The 18,333-nt window shown below is 58.1% G+C and carries 15 protein-coding genes; 7 read left to right on the top strand and 8 right to left on the bottom strand.

The window, feature by feature from the left end; genetic code table 11:
* Positions 1-354: 354 nt before the first annotated feature.
* The 3 genes from glgP to galE form a co-directional block, all read right to left on the bottom strand.
* On the bottom strand, positions 355-2,622 hold the full coding sequence (gene glgP / locus DW123_RS09050; protein ID WP_233540183.1) for a glycogen/starch/alpha-glucan family phosphorylase: 2,268 nt from the start codon (positions 2,620-2,622) through the stop codon (positions 355-357).
* Positions 2,623-2,750: 128 nt separating this feature from the next.
* Positions 2,751-4,268: a 4-alpha-glucanotransferase gene (malQ, locus tag DW123_RS09045; RefSeq protein ID WP_233540184.1), complete on the bottom strand. Its 1,518-nt coding sequence runs from the start codon at positions 4,266-4,268 to the stop codon at positions 2,751-2,753.
* 209 nt (positions 4,269-4,477) lie between these two features.
* Positions 4,478-5,539, bottom strand: coding sequence for a UDP-glucose 4-epimerase GalE (galE, locus tag DW123_RS09040; protein WP_006235870.1), 1,062 nt, complete (start codon positions 5,537-5,539; stop codon positions 4,478-4,480).
* A gap of 266 nt (positions 5,540-5,805) precedes the next feature.
* Between galE and DW123_RS09035 the strand changes: the two genes are divergently transcribed.
* Positions 5,806-7,011 (top strand): hypothetical protein, encoded by a 1,206-nt coding sequence (locus DW123_RS09035; protein WP_118273710.1) that lies wholly within the window; start codon positions 5,806-5,808, stop codon positions 7,009-7,011.
* Positions 7,012-7,267: 256 nt separating this feature from the next.
* Here the strand turns inward: DW123_RS09035 and DW123_RS09030 are convergent, their stop codons facing one another.
* The 4 genes from DW123_RS09030 to DW123_RS09015 all read right to left on the bottom strand — a co-directional run bounded on the left by DW123_RS09030 (position 7,268) and on the right by DW123_RS09015 (position 9,961).
* Positions 7,268-7,807 (bottom strand): hypothetical protein, encoded by a 540-nt coding sequence (locus DW123_RS09030; protein WP_147351611.1) that lies wholly within the window; start codon positions 7,805-7,807, stop codon positions 7,268-7,270.
* A 20-nt stretch (positions 7,808-7,827) separates the two neighbouring features.
* Positions 7,828-8,433 carry a hypothetical protein gene (locus DW123_RS09025; RefSeq protein WP_118273708.1) on the bottom strand — a complete coding sequence of 202 codons (606 nt, stop codon included), beginning with the start codon at positions 8,431-8,433 and terminating at the stop codon, positions 7,828-7,830.
* A 173-nt stretch (positions 8,434-8,606) separates the two neighbouring features.
* Positions 8,607-9,014, bottom strand: a complete 408-nt coding sequence (locus DW123_RS09020) for a hypothetical protein (protein ID WP_118273707.1) — start codon at positions 9,012-9,014, stop codon at positions 8,607-8,609.
* A 191-nt stretch (positions 9,015-9,205) separates the two neighbouring features.
* Positions 9,206-9,961 (bottom strand): metallophosphoesterase family protein, encoded by a 756-nt coding sequence (locus DW123_RS09015; RefSeq protein WP_158570751.1) that lies wholly within the window; start codon positions 9,959-9,961, stop codon positions 9,206-9,208.
* 298 nt (positions 9,962-10,259) lie between these two features.
* Between DW123_RS09015 and DW123_RS09010 the strand changes: the two genes are divergently transcribed.
* Positions 10,260-10,625, top strand: coding sequence for a hypothetical protein (locus DW123_RS09010; protein WP_147351612.1), 366 nt, complete (start codon positions 10,260-10,262; stop codon positions 10,623-10,625).
* 68 nt (positions 10,626-10,693) lie between these two features.
* Here DW123_RS09010 and murB read toward each other — a convergent pair whose 3' ends face one another.
* Positions 10,694-11,656 (bottom strand): UDP-N-acetylmuramate dehydrogenase, encoded by a 963-nt coding sequence (gene murB / locus DW123_RS09005; RefSeq protein ID WP_118273704.1) that lies wholly within the window; start codon positions 11,654-11,656, stop codon positions 10,694-10,696.
* Positions 11,657-11,839: 183 nt separating this feature from the next.
* Here murB and DW123_RS09000 point away from each other — a divergent pair, with 183 nt between their 5' ends.
* The 5 genes from DW123_RS09000 (at position 11,840) to DW123_RS08980 (ending at position 18,005) form a co-directional block, all read left to right on the top strand.
* The gene (locus tag DW123_RS09000) at positions 11,840-12,868 is read left to right on the top strand and encodes a LacI family DNA-binding transcriptional regulator (protein ID WP_118273703.1); all 1,029 of its coding nucleotides are present in this window, start codon (positions 11,840-11,842) and stop codon (positions 12,866-12,868) included.
* Between the two features lie 204 nt (positions 12,869-13,072).
* Positions 13,073-15,601: a phosphoketolase gene (locus DW123_RS08995; protein ID WP_118273702.1), complete on the top strand. Its 2,529-nt coding sequence runs from the start codon at positions 13,073-13,075 to the stop codon at positions 15,599-15,601.
* A gap of 411 nt (positions 15,602-16,012) precedes the next feature.
* Positions 16,013-16,504 carry a hypothetical protein gene (locus DW123_RS08990; protein WP_117636071.1) on the top strand — a complete coding sequence of 164 codons (492 nt, stop codon included), beginning with the start codon at positions 16,013-16,015 and terminating at the stop codon, positions 16,502-16,504.
* A gap of 35 nt (positions 16,505-16,539) precedes the next feature.
* A complete protein-coding gene (locus DW123_RS08985; protein ID WP_118273753.1) occupies positions 16,540-17,307 on the top strand; it encodes a GntR family transcriptional regulator in 768 nt (255 codons plus the stop codon).
* A complete protein-coding gene (locus tag DW123_RS08980) occupies positions 17,292-18,005 on the top strand; it encodes a GntR family transcriptional regulator (protein ID WP_055252186.1) in 714 nt (237 codons plus the stop codon). Before DW123_RS08985 ends, DW123_RS08980 begins: the two co-directional genes overlap by 16 nt.
* The last annotated feature ends 328 nt before the right edge of the window (positions 18,006-18,333 follow it).

Here is an 18,333-nt window from a genome sequence, read left to right as displayed (position 1 = left end):
GCCTTTCTTTGTGTTGGGGCTGTCTGGCCGGTCGTTTGTCTCGATCTGTAACAGGTGGGGCCGATTTCGGACGTTAGATGTTACAGATTGAGATATTGCTGCGGGACGATTCCGTTTGTCTCGATCTGTAACAGGAAGAAGCAATTTTAGGTGCCAGATGTTACAGATTGAGATGAACTCAGATGGACGGTTTTGATTGTCTCGTTCTGTAACGGGCGGTGCCAATTCTGCTGGCTAGTTGTTACAGATCGAGATTGTTTGGCAGAGTCGGGTCACAGGGTAACGTGCGGGCACAAAAAACGGAGCCGTGTTGCCACGACTCCGTTTCTCAAGAGGATGGGTAAGGGGAATGAGCTAGCTCAGGTGCCAGATCTCGTCGTTGTACTGGGAGATCGTACGGTCGGACGAGAAGGTGCCGGCGTTGGCGATATTGATGAGCGCCTTGCGCATCCAAGCGTCCTGGTCCTCGTAGTCGGCCAGCACGCGCTCCTTGGTCTGGATGTACTCCTCAATGTCGAGCAGGGCCATAAACCAGTCCTTGCCCTTGATGTCGTCGTGCAGACGCTGCAGGCGCTCCGCGTTGCCGGTCGCCATAAAGGCGGGGTTGGTGATGAAGTCCACCAGCAGTTTGGTGCCGGGCTTGCGGTAGAGCACGCCGGCATCGTAGGTGCCGTCGGCGTAGAGCTGCTCGACCTGCTTGGACGAGGCGCCAAAGGTGTAGATGTTCTCGTCGCCCACGAGCTCGGCAATCTCCACGTTGGCACCGTCGAGCGTGCACAGGGTTAGGGCGCCGTTGAGCATGAACTTCATGTTGGAGGTGCCGCTTGCCTCCTTGGAGGCCAGGCTGATCTGCTCGGAGATGTCAGCGGCGGGGATCACGCGCTCGGCGGCGGTGACGTTATAGTTCTCGATCATGACAACCTGCAGGTAGGGAGCCACGTCGGGGTCGTTTGCAATCCACTGCGACAGCGTCAGGATCAGGTGAATGATGTCCTGGGCGATGGTGTAGGCAGGTGCCGCCTTGCCGCCAAAGATGATGGTGACGGGGTGAGCGGGCTTGTTGCCGTTCTTGATGTCGAGATACTTCCAGATGATGTAGAGCGCGAGCATCTGCTGGCGCTTGTACTCGTGGATGCGCTTGACCTGAACATCGATGATGGCGTTGGGGGGAATGGTCACGCCCTGCTCGAGCGCCATGAACTGGCGCATGATGCTCTTGGCCTCGACTTTGGTGGCAGCCAGGCGCTCAAGAACGTCCTTGTCGTCGGCGAATTCGGCGAGCTTGCTCAGATCGCCGGTGCTGCGCCAATCGGTGCCGATCACATCGTCGAGCAGGCTGGCGAGCGCGGGGTTGGCACCATGGATCCAGCGGCGGAAGGTGATGCCGTTGGTCTTGTTGGAGAACTTCTCGGGATAGATCTCGTAGAACGGATGAAGCTCGGTGTCCTCAAGTATCTTGGTGTGGAGGGCGGCTACGCCGTTGATGGAGAAGCCAAAGTGGATGTCCATGTGGGCCATGTGAACGGTGTTGTATTCGTCGATGATGGCGACGCGCGGGTCATCGTGCTCGGCCTTCGCAATCTCATCGAGCTTGACGATAATGTCGGCGATGGCAGGGGAGACCTTCTGCAGGCTGGCGAGCGGCCACTTCTCGAGGGCCTCGGCAAGAATCGTGTGGTTAGTGTAGGCGACCATGGAGCGTACGATGGTCACGGCCTCGTCAAACTCGATGCCATGCTCGGTGGTGAGTAGGCGGATGAGCTCGGGAATGACCATGGTGGGATGCGTATCGTTGATCTGGACCACGGCGTAGTCGGCTAGATCGTGCAGGTTGCTGCCGCGCTCGACAGCCTCGTCGATCAGGAGCTGGGCGGCGTTGCTCACCATGAAGTATTCCTGGTAGATGCGAAGTAGGCGGCCCTGCTCGTCGGAATCGTCGGGGTAGAGGAACAGGGTGAGGTTCTTGGCGATCTCGGTCTTATCGAAGTCGATGGAGCTGCCGGGGACCAGGCCATCGTCGACACTTGCCAGGTCAAACAGGCGCAGGCGGTTCTTGGTGGGCTGGCCGTAACCAGGCACATCGATGTTGACGAGCTTGGAGGTAACGGCAAAATCGCCAAACTCAACGGTGTAGGAGCGGTCGTCATCGACCAGGATGTCCTGCTCGCCAAGCCACTCATCGGGGACGGCCTTCTGCTGCTTGTCGACAAAGCGCTGGCGGAACAGGCCGTAATGGTAGTTGAGGCCCACGCCGTCGCCGGTCAAGCCCAGCGTGGCGATGGAATCCAGGAAGCATGCGGCCAGACGGCCCAAGCCACCGTTGCCGAGCGACGGCTCAACCTCAAACTCTTCGATTTTGTTGAGGTCGTGGCCTGCGGCGGTGAGCTGGTCCTTAACCTCGTCGTAGATGCCGAGGTCGATCATGTTGTTGATGAGCAGCTTGCCAATCAAAAACTCGGCAGAGATGTAGTAGAGCTTTTTCTTGCCATTGTTGAGCGGGCAGGCGGAAGAGCGCTCCTGCACGAGCTTGACCAGCAGCTTGTAAATGCGACGGTCGTCGAGCTGCTCGAGCGAGGCGCCAAAAGACTGCTCGGCGAGTTCCATGAGGTTTATTTGGGGCATGTTTCCTCCTGTGATGGGTTGTTTCATGTCTGCAATTCATAAGAAGCCCGCGCGAGGGGATTGGGGTGGCCTCGCGCGGGAAAAGCAAGCGCGTCCGCACGGTGGGGAGGGGTCGGGCGCGGTAGCTCCTATTGAGGAAGCTCGATTTCAGCTTCCGACGGGATGCGGAAGTAGGTTTCGGTCCAGTCGGTGAGTTTGTGCTCGAGCTCGCGGGTGATGGCGCCGTCGAGCATGCGCCAAGTCCAGTTGCCGCCCAGCGTGGCAGGGGTGTTGATGCGCGCCTCATTGCCCAAGTTGAGCAGGTCCTGCATGGTGTAGATGCACGTGTCGCTTACGCTGGCGGCGATGGTGCGATTGAGTGCATCTGCCATGGGTTCGCCGGCCTGCTGATGGGCGTACAGGGCTGCCTGCTCGCGCTGACGCGGGGTGGCCGTTCCCTCAAACCAACCACGTGCCGTTTCGTTGTCGTGGGTGCCCACGTAGGCGACGGTGTTGGCAATGTAGTTGTGCGGCAGGTAGTACGAGTTGGTGCCCTCAAAGGCAAACTGCAGGATCTTCATGCCAGGGAAGCCCGAGTTGTCGCGCATGTCGATGACACCGGGAGTGAGGAAGCCCAAGTCCTCGGCGATGATGGGCAGCGTGCCGAGCTTTTCCTCGAGCGCTTTGAAGAGCTTGAGGCCGGGACCCTGCGTCCACGAACCGTGGGACGAATCGGGCGAGGAGAACGGCACCTCCCAATAGGCCTCGAAGCCGCGGAAGTGATCCAGGCGGATGACGTCGTACATGTCGAGGGCAGCGCGAATGCGGCCCTCCCACCAGGAGAAGCCGTCGGACTCCATGGCGTCCCAGTCGTAGATGGGGTTGCCCCAGTACTGGCCGGTGGCCGAGAACTGGTCGGGCGGCGTGCCGGCGACGCTCACGGGATTGCCGGCGGCGTCGATCTTAAAGAGCTCAGGTGTCGCCCACATCTCGACGGAGTCGCGCGAGACATAAATGGGCAGGTCGCCGATGATGAGAATGTCGCGCTCGTTGGCATAGGCCTTGAGGCGGCTCCACTGGCGATTGAAGAAGTACTGCGTCATCTGGTGGTAGAGCATGCGCGCCGGATGGTCGGCGCAGACCTTGGCGGAAGACTCGCCGCGGGTGCGGAGCTCCGCGGGCCACTCCCAAAACGCCTTGAGACCGCACTCCTCTTTGACGGTCATGAACTCACAGTAGGGGATGAGCCAGTCCTCGTTGGCCTGGATAAAGTCATCGAAATCTGCCGGCTTATCGGCGGCAAAGCGCTCGGCGGCGCGGTCGAGAATCTGACGGCGGCCGCCAAAGATAGCACCGTAGTCGACATTGCTGGGGTCGGATCCCAGATACACGCCATCGATATCGCGCTGCTCAAGATACCCTGCCTCGATAAGTTCGGCAAAGTCGATGAAGTTGGGGTTGCCCGCGCGGGCCGAGAACGACTGATAGGGCGAATCGCCATAGCTGGTCGTCGTAAGGGGCAGAATCTGCCAGTAATGTTGTTTGCACGAGGCGAGAAAATCGACGAAGTCGTAGGCATTCCAGCCAAAGCCGCCGATTCCGTATGGTCCGGGCAGAGATGAGACGGGCATGAGGACGCCGCTTGCACGCTCCATGAATGCGCTCACCAACCTTCTTGTTGTGGGGTCGGCCTGCCAATGGGTGTGCAGTCCGCCTCCGGTGTTCTGATTCGATATGCCTATTGTAAAACATGTTGTTTAAACATGTATAGGCAAGATAAAAAAGTTGGTCGATTTTCGGCGAATGGCTATATGCCATGAAAAAAGCCCCGACCTCACAACGTGAAATCGGGGCAAGAGCGGTATGTAGGTTTTTGCTACTCGGCGTCGGCGAAGCCGTTGGGGTTGTGGCTCTGCCAGTTCCAGCTGTCGCGGCACATATCCGCGATGTCGTATTGGGCCTTCCAACCCATCATGCGCTCGGCCTTGGAGGCATCGCACCAGTTGGCGGCGATGTCACCGGCACGGCGCTCGCGGATCACATAGGGCAGTTCCTTGCCGCAGGCCTTGGAGAAGGCGGCGACGACCTCGAGTACCGAGGTGCCGGTGCCGGTGCCCAGGTTAAAGATCTCGACGCCGGTCTTGCCGTTCATCCAGTTAAGGGCGGCAACGTGACCAGAGGCCAGATCGCACACGTGGATGTAGTCGCGCACGCCGGTGCCGTCGGGGGTGGGGTAGTCGTTGCCGAAGACCTGAACGGCCTCGAGCTTGCCCACGGCGACCTGGGCGACATAGGGCACCAGGTTGTTGGGGATGCCCTTGGGGTCCTCGCCGATCAGGCCCGACGGATGAGCGCCGATGGGGTTGAAGTAACGGAGCAGCACGACGTCCCACTCGGGGTCGGCGGTGTGGACGTCCATAAGGATCTGCTCGATCATCCACTTAGTCCAACCATAGGGGTTGGTCGCGGGCTTCTTAGGATCCTCCTCGGTGACGGGCGGGTTGTCCGGGTCGCCGTAGACGGTCGAGGAGCTCGAGAAGATGATGGACTTGCAGCCATGGTTGCGCATGACGTCGATGAGCACCAGGGTGTTCTCGATGTTGTTGTGGTAGTACTCAACGGGCTTGCTCACCGACTCGCCGACGGCCTTAAAGCCGGCAAAGTGGATGACGCGGTCAATCTGATGGGTATCGAAGATCTTGTTCATCGCATCGCGGTCGAGCACGTTGGCCTCGTAGAAGGTGAGGTTCTTGGCGGCCTCGTCGCCCACGATGGTCTTGACGCGGTCGACGGCGACGGCGCTGGAGTTGGAGAGATCATCGACGATGACGACCTGGTAGCCACCCTCGAGCAGCTGAACGACGGTGTGCGAGCCGATAAAGCCGGCGCCACCGGTAACGAGGACGCAGGTGTCTTTGGGGTCGAGTGCTTTGGACATGTAGTCTCCTATCGAATCAGGAACACTTCTTCAGGGGAGTATAGCGCAGACAGTTGTTCCAAAAACGTACGCGGCAGGAAAAGCAGAGGATTATGTTAACGTACTCATACAAGAGCTTGCGTACGCATAACCTGATCTTTGGCATTTGCTTACGAGCCGTCGACCTTGCAGTTTCCTGCCGTTCGTGGAAATCGTTGGGACGCGCCATATGTACGCTAATATGTATGAGTTGAGCGACATATAAATAAGCATGTAACGGAGTACATATGTCACCAAACAGCGATTCCATCCTTTCCCAGGAGCTCTCGCGCCGTACCGCCCTCAAGGCCCTGTTCGGCGCCGCTTCTGCGGCAGTTCTTTTTGGCTTGCCCACTCGCGCCCATGCGGCGGAGGCTTCCAAAGAAACCACCGATAAACTGAATGCCGCCCAGGCCCAGCTCGACGAGGTTCAGGCCCAGCTCGACAGCATCGCAAATGAATACGCGGCGCTGGCCAACAAGAACGCCCAGACCCTCAACGATATCGAGGGCGTACAGGGCCAGATTGACAGCACGCAGGCGCAGATTGACGAGAAGAAGGCCGAGCTCAAAAAGAAACGCGGCGATCTTTCCGATCGCGTGGCCGCCAGCTACAAGTCCGGCGGCACGAACATCCTGTCGCTGCTGCTGGCCTCAGGCTCGTTTGAGGAACTCGTCGCCAACGCGCATTACGTTGAGAAGATTAACAAGAGCGACCGCGATGCCATCGAGGATATCCAGACGATTCAGGCTGAGCTCGACGCACAGAAGACCGAGCTCGAAGCACAAAAGGCCGACTTGGAGAAGCTCAAGGACCAGCAGACGGCTCAGATGCAGGATATGCAGGCCAAGCAGCAAGAAGTCCAGACCGTGCTGAACGGTCTTTCCGACGACGTCAAGGAGCTCATGGCTCAGCGCGATTCCGAGATCCTCGCTGCCGCCCAGGCCGAGGAGGCTGCCAGGAAGGCCGCCGCCGCTGCCGCCGCCGCGAACAAGAACAATTCCTACTCGGGCGGTTCGAGCTCGGGTGGCGGATCGTATGCTCCCGGAACTCCGCAGCAGAATGCCGGATCGGGCAAGCAGCAGGCCGTCGTCAACGCGTGCTACTCCACGCCTTCCCCGGGTCAGAACTGGTGCGCAGCGTGGGTTACCAACGTCTTCCGCAACGCCGGCGTTGGCTACTTTGGCGGTAACGCGTGCGATATGTTTAACGCCTGGTGCTATAGCTCCGACCGCTCGGCGCTGCAGGTGGGCATGATCGTGGCCGACTCCTCGCATAGCGGTACCGGTGCACCGGGTCTGCTGTATGGCCACGTGGGCATCTATATCGGCGGTGGCATCGTTATGAGTAACGAGGGTCCCATTACGTCGAAGTCGCTCGATTCGTTTATTTCGTTCTATGGCACGGGCTCTGGCGTGCGCTGGGGCTGGCTTGGCGGCGTGGTGCTGTCGTAACGCAGGTTGGGCCGGCACAGTCCGAGAGGCATAAGGTTGCCTGCTCGGACAGTCTTGCTCGCACGGAGGGCACATTAAGTGCTCTCCGGCTCGTACGGAACTCGCGATCAACCTTATGCCTCTCGGACTGTGCCGGCCCTCTCGGGTTCAATGCGTTATGCACCGGATTGGTTATCTGAATTAAAGTAAGTAAAGGCCCCTTTCGGGGCCTTCTGTCGTATTTTCTCGCACCATTTAATGCGCGGTCGGCACTCCATCATATTTGGGGGGTTCCATTCCAATAAACTTCCCTCACGTAGCCCTCGGCCTTCTTCTTGCTCCAGCGGCCACTTGCAGCATTGAGGATCGGCACCGCTAAGAGGGCCCATCGCCGGACACCTTCCTCGAACATATATTTTTGAGCCAATTTTGGATCCGCCTTTATGAGCGGAGCTGGACAATAAAGTCGGTATTCCAGATTGGCGAAATTGACTCGAAAGAACCCGAGCACATCTTCCTCCATGTCATTTAATGTTGTCGTTAGGGAGACGAGCTCGGCGTATGCCTCGGGGGTTTCTATGATTGGCGTCATGGCGAAAGTAGTCGCGAAGACCCCTTGTTCCATAACGCGAACCTCCTCGATAAGCCTTACCCAGTCAGCTTTGATGTGGAGGGTGAAGTCGGCCGAACAGGTCGGCTCTTCTTCCAGACGATAGAAAGGGCTCTGTGCTTGTTGTCGTGCGAGCTCTAATGCGGCGTTCAACAGGGCGGTTATGTGGTCTCCTTTGGATGATTTCTTGCGTATGGGTAATGGCATGCTCTACTTGGATTGAGGCATTAGTAGCAGTGCGAGTAGTAGTCGAGGATTGGTACATGCTTTTCAATCAGATAGTTCCCAACGGCGTGCTCGATGTCATGCCGTGTATAGCCTTCGGGTATGTGCGGTAACGGAAAAACGATGACAAAGGGGAGCCAGCTCAGCCCTAACTTATGGACGATGATTCCTGCTGTGTTGTAGACCCACCCATTTGAGCCGCGTTTGCTATAATCGGCCGGATGGCTGGGAAGTTGCAAATTAATGTCGGCGGAAGTCGCGACCACGCCAACTGCATCGTTACTGGCGATCTTGATCCAAACGAGGTCGCGCGCGTCTTTGAGCTGGTACTTCGCCGCGATTGTTCTGTAATCGATATCTCTTATTCTGCTTGAAGGGATCTCCAACGGTTCGGTCTTGATGCCGACCCTTCCAAGAAACATAACGATCAAGTCGACTACCTTTTCGACGGGGGTCGGTTGCAACTGTGCTTGCTCTCTAGCCTTATCGAGCCTCGAATGGCTGCCGCCATGTACTGACTGTGCGTATTTTCGTCCATCTTTGTAGTAATACGCTCCTTCTAAATCGTAGAGATATCTCTGCAGCGTGTCAGGATTTATTATCTTCATTCCAATTCCTTTCTTTCGGAATAGATTCTTGATGTCCAGAACCAAAGTGATAATAACTCTAAATAGGTCTGATAACAAGAGTAAATTCTAAATGACGAAAATCGTCAGCCATTATAAAAGGGGAACGGGATGGATCCGTTCCCCTATGGTTGTTTTTGCGGCCTGTCAGTTCGTTATTTTTTTGATTGCCCGTCTAATCTCTCTTCCTCTTCGGTCGGAATGTATCCTCCAACGGTAAGGTAGCTTCCTCTCCTGAAAACTTGCTTCTTTGTCTTGCCGTATTTCTCCAGGAATGCATCGTCGCTCAGCGCGGTGCGTTCGTAGAGAAGCAGGGCAGGCTCCTCGCCCTTTTGCAGGCGCTTCATGTGGTCTATCAGATCTTTGCGGCTGTAATAGCTGGCGCGCCCCGTTAGCCTTGGCTCGCACTTCGCAAGAAACATCTGATTGTCTTTCACCTCACGCGAGAAAGCCCCCGTGGACATGCCCATAAGCGCCGTTGCCTCATTTCGCGTAAGCTCTTCGCGCGGATCGTTCTCAAGGCTCTCTATGGCCTTTTCGTAGTCGTTCCATGGCTGCAGCATTACTTGCTCTTTCCTGGTCAGTTTCGGTGAGTGCCCGTCGGATAAAGTATAGATGTCCTTCAATGAAAGACATTTTGTTTATTAAACTCGGTTTGATTAACATTGCTGATATTGAAACGTTGTTGGCGCATGTGCCGCAAACCTATAGTGCGCAAGTAGGACGTCAAGCGATTCAAAGTTGCTGTGTGCCCCTATTCGAGCCCTGGTCCGCTGTATTTGCCGGTTCTCTCGTTGTATCGCAATACCAGCACACGGCCGTTTTTCACCGCGCAGCCGTCGATATAGTAGTGGCTTGAGTCATCGTGGTAAATGCCCTGGTAGCCGGGGATGCCCGAAACGGATTCGGTGGTGATGTGTCCGGCAATAACATCCAAGTCGAAGTGCTGCCCTAAATAGTCGGGCATCATGGTGGTGAAGAATTCTTCCGGCGTACCTACTCGCCATAAATCACCCGCTTCTTCGTCGATACCGGCATGCACGAACACCTGCGTGGGCGTTTCGTAGTAGTAGGGAAGGGCGCGAATCCACGACAGCACGTCCGCATGTTCGGTTTTCATATGTGTAACGGTGAACCGATATGCGTCTTCGAAGTGCTTCAGTTTCAGCATGTGAAGAACCTTCTTGAAGGCATCGGCGTCAAGGAAGCTCTTTGCCGTCGCCAATTCGGTGTCGGCCAGAATCCACCCGCGAACGAAATCCGGGTCGGAAAGCATGTCGCAGTATTCCAGCAACATCTCCTCGTGGTTGCCGCGCAAGGCGACAACCTGCTCGGGATACGACTGCTGCAAAGCCATGATTTTTCGGAAAACGCCCAGGCTGTCGGGCCCTCGGTCGCAATAATCGCCCAGCAAGATGAGCTTGGAGTCCCCGTCGCTCAAATCCACCGTTTTCAATGCTTCGTTGAAAGCTTCCAGGCAACCGTGTATATCAGACATGGCGTAGATCATGATGGCCTCCGATGGTGCAGATATTGGGCTGGTTGTAGTGGACGATTTCCATTCATGGAAACATCGAGGACTGGTAATGCGAAATAGGACTGCTGTCCTCGCTCGTCTTTCAATATTGTAAATACGGACGTTTCTTTCGGCAATTGCATGGATTCGCTGCCTTCGCGTAGATCTAAAATAGCCGCAATATACAACTGTCGAGTGTAGCGTTGGGTTGGAACTGCTGCGGGCCCGATATGGATTGCGGTCTTGCGCCCCGATGCTCAAATAGGTTTCTCCCTTTAGCCGGAGGTTGCTCATGGACACCATATATGACGGAGAAGACTGGGTCGACCATTATACTTGGCGCCTAGTCGGCTCGGATGACAATGGGGACGTGGTGTTCGATGAGCTATGTCCAAAGCATCTCCATCCTTTTGTCTCTTCGTTAATTGAGAGTTCCGCGCGTGTTGCCCCTTACAGTTCGGCGTCGCTTAATGATGCGGACGTTTTGAAGACCATAAAGGAGTCAATTGACGAGGGCACGATGAGCGGCTCGCTGTTTTCTCGGCTTGTGGGGCTAGATGAGATTAGCTCGAAACGACTGCTTGCGGGCGAAAAGATGGAGCTCACGTATCGTTCGATGATTTCAATCTTGCGGATGGCCGATGCTCTTCGCAATTAAAAGATAACGGGACAAGTGAGCTAAATCACTTGTCCCGTTATTGATTAAGGTGGGTTATGACGAGCGGGCTATAAGAATTCGCCGACTCGGTGGACTTCGGGTTCTAGGTCTACTCCGAATTGGTCTTTGACTTTGGCTTGGATATCGCGGATGAGTTCGTCGACGTCGGCGGCGGTGGCGTGATCGGCGTTGACGATGAAGCCGCAGTGTTTTTCGCTCACCTGGGCGCCGCCGATAGCGTGGCCGCGCAGGCCGGCGTCCATGATGAGCTTGCCGGCAAAGTAGCCCTCGGGGCGCTTGAAGGTGGAGCCGGCGCTCGGCATGTCGAGCGGCTGCTTGTCCTCGCGACGTTGGCGGTAGTCGTCCATGTCGGCCTTGATCATCGCGGCGTTGCCCGGGGCGAGATTGAAAGTGGCTGAAAGCACGATGAAGCCGTCGTCGGCAATGCGGCTCTTGCGATAGCCCAGATTAAGCTCGTCGACATCGAACTCGATGATGTTGCCGCTGCCGCGGGTGCCGTCGTCGAGCATGCGGGCGGGCTTGTAGACGCGCACAGACTCCAGCACATCGGCCATGCAGGCGCCATAGGCGCCGGCGTTCATATAACAGGCGCCGCCGACCGATCCGGGGATGCCCGAGATGGGCTCCATGCCGGTGAGGCCGGCCTCGGCTGCCGTCGCGGCGACATCGGAAAGCAAGGCGCCGGCTGCTGCCGTGACGTGCGTGCCGTTGACCGTAATGTCGGAGAGGCCCTCGCCCAACGCCACGACGACGCCGCGGATGCCCTTGTCGCCGACGAGTAGGTCGGAGCCGTTGCCCACGATGGTGAGGGGCAGGTCGCAGCGATAACAGGTATCAAGCGTGGCGACGAGGCCCTGCTCGGTGTCGGGCGTGACAAAGACGTCGGCCGGGCCGCCGATCTTAAACGTGGTGTGGTCGCGCATGGGCTCGCTCATCAACACGTTGTCCTCGCCGGCAACGCCAGCGAGCGCGCACAGCAGGTCCTCGTTAAAAAAGTCGTTCTCGTGCATACGAATATCCGCCTTTTGGTGGTCGTTCTCATCAATCGATTGCAATATACCCCACCCAGATGTATTTGGTGCGCTGGCGGCGATAAAACTGCCGTCCACCGGATTGATAAAGTGTTTATCATCGAGGTAGAGGGGCAGTCGCTATACTTTCAAGAGATTGCGCGTAAACCCGGAAGGAGCGAGATGGCCAACAAAGTCACCCTCAAGCAGATTGCCCAAGAGGTGGGGCTTTCCCCTTCGTCGGTCTCGCTTGTTCTCAATAATCGGCCCTGTCGCATCTCGGAAGAAAACCGCAGACTCATCAAGGAGGTTGCGGCGCGCAATCACTATGTTCCCAACCAGATCGCGCGCAGCCTGGTCATGCGCGAGTCGCGCACCCTGGGCCTTATCGTCCCCAACATCGAGAGCCGCTTTTTCGCCTCGCTCGCCGGCAGCTTGGAAAAGCGCTGCCGCGAGGACGGCTACGCGCTTTTTATTACCAGCTCGGGCGGAAGCGCCGATGACGATCTGGAGCTGCTGCGCCAGCTGGTGACGCGCGGCGTTGATGGCGTCTTCCTGGTGGTAGGTGACGAGTTCTCCGACGACCGCGCCCTGCGCGAAGAAGTCAGCCACCTGCCCATCCCGGCCGTAATGGTCGACCGTGCCATTGAGGGGCTCGAGTGCGACAAGGTGATGTTCGACCACGAGATGGGCGGCTATATGGCCACCCGCTATCTGATCGAGCAAGGCCATCGCCGTATTGCCTGCTTGGTTAACGCGCGTCGCTCCAATACGGGTCGCAAACGACTTGCCGGCTATGAACGCGCGCTGCGCGAGGTTGGCCTGCCCATCGACGCGCGCTTGGAGTTCGAGAGCGAGTACTACATTCCGAGTGCCTACGAGGCCTCGGAGGCGGTGCTCGCAACCGATGCCACCGCCGTGTTCGCAAGTTCGGACAACATCGCCCTCGGTTTGCTCAAGCGCTTGCACGAGATGGGGAAGAGCATCCCGGGCGATATCTCGGTGGTGAGCTATGACAACTCGGCTGCCGACGTTCTCTTTGAGCCGGCGCTGACCGCGATCGAGCAGGATCCGGGCGTGCTTGCCGAGCATGCCTTTGGTTGCATGTCCAAACGTCTTGCCGGCAAGGGCGGCAGGCGTGCCGAAGAAGTGGTTCTGGAGCCTGCTCTCATTGTGAAGGGCAGCGTTCTAGAACTTACTAAATACAACTAAACATGTTTATCAATTCGAGAAGATCGAATGTGGAGCATCTGTGACAGGCAATGCCGCAGGTGAATGTTGCGTTTTGCCAATTGGTGTGTTTGATAGAGATGATAAAACGTTTTTTCACCATGATAAAACGTTTTAGCAAATATACTAGTCCCAACGAATGGTTGCCGTATCGGAGGGTGACCGCGCAGCGAAGGGACATAAACAATGGCTAAAACACTGGGGACGCCGTGGCAAAAGCTGGGGCACGAGGTGCCGGCTTCCGAGCTCGAGGGTGTCGATCTGTATTGGCGCGCTTCGAACTACCTGTCCGTCGGTCAGATCTACCTTCGCTCCAACCCGCTGATGCGCGCTGACTTTGTCGACGATAAGACTGGCGAGGCGCGCGACTTCGGTCGTCCGGACGTCAAGCATCGCCTGGTTGGTCACTGGGGCACCACGCCTGGCATCAACTTCCTGTTCGGCCACGTCAACCGCCTTATTGCCGATCACAACCAGAACGCCATTTTCTTGATGGGCCCGGGTCACGGTGGCCCCGCCGGCACCGCCCAGTCGCTGCTCGACGGTACTTACCGCGAGATCCGCCCCGACATCACCAATGACGAGGCCGGCCTGCAGAAGTTCTTCCGCCAGTTCTCCTATCCCGGCGGCATCCCGAGCCACTTTGCGCCCGAGACGCCCGGCTCCATCCACGAGGGCGGCGAGCTCGGCTACACGCTCAGCCACGCTTACGGTGCCGTCATGGACAACCCGAGCCTGCTAGCCGTGGCCGTGGTGGGCGACGGCGAGTCCGAGACCGGCCCGCTCGCGACTTCTTGGCAGTCCAACAAGCTCGTGAACCCGGCAACCGACGGTATCGTCCTGCCGATCCTGCACCTCAACGGCTACAAGATCGCCAACCCCACCATCCTCGCCCGCGTGTCCGACGAAGAGCTCACCAAGTTCTTTGAGGGTATGGGCTATAAGCCGCACTTCTTTATCGCCGGCTTTGACGACGAGAGCCACGCAAGCATCCATGAGCGCTTTGCCGCCCTGTTTGAGCAGGTCTTTGACGAGATTTGTGACATCAAGGCCACCGCGCAGGCCCAGGCTGCCGCGGGCGAGACCGTGGTCCGCCCGGCCTACCCCATGATTGTGTTCCGTACGCCCAAGGGCTGGACCTGCCCCAAGCAGATCGACGGCAAGAAGACCGAGGACTCCTGGCGCGCCCATCAGGTGCCGCTGGCAAGCGCCAAGGACACTCACGAGCACTTCCGCGTGCTGCGCGAGTGGCTGCGCTCCTACAAGCCCGAGGAGCTCTTTACGCCCGGGGGCCAGGTGCGCCCCGAGGTAACGGCCTTTATGCCGACCGGCGAGCTGCGTATTGGCGCCAACCCCAACGCGAACGGCGGCAAGGTGCGTCGCGAGCTCGAGCTGCCCGATATCCACGCCCACGAGATTCCCGTCGCCGAGAAGGGCCATGGTTGGGGCTCCACCGAGGCTGCCCGCGTCTTTGGTGAGTACACTGCCGACGTTCTGGCCAAGAACATGGACGACTTCCGCATCTTCGGTCCCGACGAGACCGCGTCCAACCGCCTGCAGGCCGCTTATAAGGTGACCAAGAAGCAGTGGGATGCCGGCTTCTACGAGGACGAGGCCAACGACGAGCTGCTCGCTGGCTCCGGCAAGGTTGTCGAGCAGCTGTCCGAGCACCAGTGCGAGGGCTTCCTCGAGGCCTATGTGCTCACCGGCCGCTCCGGCGTGTGGAGCTCCTACGAGAGCTTTGTCCATGTGGTCGACTCCATGGTCAACCAGCACTGCAAGTGGCTCGAGGCTACCAAGCGCGAGATTCCGTGGCGTGCCCCCATCAGCGGCCTCAACATTTTGCTGTCGAGCCATGTTTGGCGTCAGGACCACAACGGCTTCTCGCACCAGGATCCCGGCTTTATCGACCTGCTGCTCAACAAGGCCAACGACACGCATATCGTGAACGCTTACTATCCGGCCGACGCTAACATGGCTCTCGCCGTGGCCGAGCGCGTCTACCAGTCCACCGACTGCGTCAACGCCATCTTCTGCGGCAAGCAGCCCGCCCCGACCTTCCAGACGGTCGACGAGGCAAAGGCCGAGCTCGCCGAGGGCGTCGCAAATTGGGAGTGGGCATCGACCGCCGACTCGCTCGGCGAGGCCGACGTCGTGGTCGCCACGTGTGGCGACGTGCCGACGCTCGAGGCTCTGGCTGCAACCGATATGCTGCGCGAGCTGGGCATTAAGGTATGGTTCGTCAACGTGGTCGATCTGCTCAAGATTCAGAACGTCTGCGAGAACGACCAAGCCATCAGCGACGAGCGCTGGGCTGAGCTGTTTGGCTGCGGCGAGAAGCCCGTGCTCTTCGCGTTCCACGCCTATGCCGGAACGATTCGCCGCCTGATCTGGAACCGCCCCGGACACGACGCGTTCCGCGTCCACGGCTACGAGGAGAAGGGATCCACGACCACGCCGTTCGACATGCTGCGCCTGAACAACATGGACCGTTGGGCTTTGGCCGCCGACGTGCTGCGCATGGTCGACGCCGACAAGTTTGCAGAGCAGATTGATGAGTGGGAGGCCTTCCGCACCGAGGCCTTTGGGTTCGCGTGCGACGAGGGCTTCGATCACCCGGCCTTTACCGACTGGGTCTGGCCCGACGCCGCTGCCGCAACCGCAGCCGACGGCGCGCTTTCCGCAACGCAGCTAACTGCCGGCGACAACGAATAGCATCCGGGACGGCCTCGCGCTGGGGCCGCCTCCGGGCGGGCGCCTTCCTCTGAGAAGTGGGCTTCGCGAACTTCTCAGAGGAAGGCGCCCGCCCGGAGGCGGCCCTCTCGACCGTTTCGATCTGCGGGGACTGATATTTTTTAATGTAATGGGGACTTGGCTGTTGCTGCCTTGGAGACCGCGCACCTAACTATGGTCAGCCAAAATTACATTGCCGGGGCCGGGGCGGGGTGCTTGGTTTTGGAAGTTCGCGAAGCCCACTTCTCAAAACCAAGCACCCCGCCCCAGGTCTCGTCTGTGTATTTCCCGCTGAGCGGGCTATAGATGCCATGCACCGATGCGCTAAAGCGGCGACTTGAAATTGGTGCTATATTTAGCTCGAGTTGTTAAGTGTTAGTACGGGAGTCTGATATGGGGCTGTTCAAGAAGAAAAACCCGCAGGATGCCTTTGATCCCGATGTGTTTACCATCACGGACACGATTTTGGACCCGCCGCGCTTTACGTTTTTGCCGGCTATCTACCAGGATGCCACGCGTCGCAAGTGGGCCGTGCATCAGCGCGGCGCGACCCCGAGGATTTTTGACTACGCGGATGTGCTGCAGTGCGAGATTGTCGAGACCGGAAATCCCGAGGATGTGCCGCAGCTCAGCAATCGAGAGCTCGCTCAGCAGATTTTGATTAACCCAGCTCAGGCTACCAAAAACAATGCCGCCAAGCGTAACATGTGCCTTGGTATGGGTGTCGTCGTTGCCGTGCAAACCGGCGAGGATGAGATTTCGAAGCTTGAGATTCCTGTGACTGCGGGCGAAGTCAAGCGAGACTGCGGCCTATATCGGTCGTATCGGAACGTTGCGGAACAGATCAAAGAAGCCTTCGACGCCATGGGGCGTTCGGAGCAATGATGCCCGCAGCATCAAGCGGTCGAGGAGCCTTACCCATGTCGAGTGAACCATATGCGATTCCGCCCAAAGATCGCGCCTTTGAGGGCATTCTTTGGTATATCAAACATTATGACCTGCAGGGTGGCGACCGGCTGCCCGCCGAGCGCGTGCTCTGTGAAGAGCTGGGCGTGTCCCGCACGGCGTTGCGCGCTGCGATCACGCGTCTCATTTCGTGCGGAACCTTGGAAAGCCGCCGCGGTTCGGGCACCTATGTGCGCCCGCCCAAGCCGCTGAACATCTTTCAGGAAACGTGGAACTATACGCAGGCGGTGGAGAGGGTCGGCTCAAAGTCAACCGCACGCCTGGTATGCTCCAAGGTCGTGTACGCCGATATCGACCTGGCCCAAAAGGCCCAAATCGAGCTGGGCATGCCGCTCTTCTGCATTCGGCGCGTGCGCGTGGTCAATGGTTCCCCGGCGTCGATCGAGACGGCATACGTCAATCTGTCTTTGTGTCCCTCGCTTCCCGATCACGATTTCGAGCAGGAGAGCCTCTACGACGTTTTGCTCAAAGAGGGGAATGTCCGCGTGTCGCACGGCAAGGAGCATATTTCCATCAGCCGTCTGAACGCCGACGAGGCCAAGTTGCTGGATGCCCAGGAGGGCGCCCCGGTGTTTTATAAGGCTTCGCACGAGCGCGATGAGAACGATGGCTTTGTCGAGTATTGCAAGTCCGTGACCCTGCCGACCAAGTATCGATTTGCCGATAACGGTGAGGCAGACGGCGTTGCGACGAAGGTGGGTGTCGAATGGCTGAGGCAGTAGAAGACTTGCCGGTTTACAAGCAAATTCGCCGCTGCATTGCGGAGCGAATCGAGCGCGGTGACTATCCGACGGGCTCGATGATTCCGTCCGAAAATGAGCTGGCCGAGGAGTTTGGCACGACGCGCCTGACCATCCGCAGCGCCATGGATGAGCTGGTCAAAAGTGGCCAGATTCGTCGCGTGCAGGGCAAGGGCGCCTTTGTGGGGCACAAGTGGTTTGACGAGCACGCTCGCAAGGGCGGCTTCCGTCAGTCGGTTTTAGCTTCGGGCGCGACGCCGTCGGTGCGCATCCTGGCGCGCTCCAAACGCTATGCCGGCCCGTATTATGCCGACTTGTTTGGTATCGGCGAGGACGATCTGCTCTACTCGGTGCGCCGTCTTAACTGCATTGATGGTGAACCCGTGTCGATCGAGATGACGCTGATCCCGTGTCTGCTGTTCCCTGGCATCGAAGACGTGGACATATCGGTTTTCAGCCTGTATGAGACCTATGACATGTTGGGCCGAAAGCCAGATAAATCGATTGAGAAGCTCGATATTGAGGCGCTGGGCGCACGCGATGCGAGTTTGCTCGATCTTGAGCCGGGCGACCTGGCCCTCGTGCTGGAATGCCTGACCTATGACTCGAGTGGACAGGTTATCGAGTGTGCCAAGTCTTTTACCCGCGGCGATGCCGGCGGATATACCTACAACTATTAGTGTTCAGAGCGTCCTTGTGTACGGCAGGGCGCTCGTCTTTTATGGCCATATGTCGCTTGACCGATGGGCGGCAAAAACTGACCGTCTACCGAGAGAGGAGGATGAAATCGAAAAATCGGTATTAAAAACGGCTAACCTGTAATCGTTCACTGGTATTAAGAACCTTTGAATTGTTGAGCTTGGGGCCAAGATGACCACAAGGTTAGGCGGTGCGGCGGGACGGCAAGCCCGTCCGAGCCGTGTGACAATTCAAACTGCTCGTGAAAGGAGCGGGAATGAAGGAGACCGAGAAGATCGAGATCATGCACTTCGACCAGGAGGGCTACCT

The organism is Collinsella sp. AM10-26 (assembly GCF_003472525.1).
Lineage (GTDB): Bacteria > Actinomycetota > Coriobacteriia > Coriobacteriales > Coriobacteriaceae > Collinsella.
This window is presented reverse-complemented; position numbering and strand designations above follow the sequence as displayed.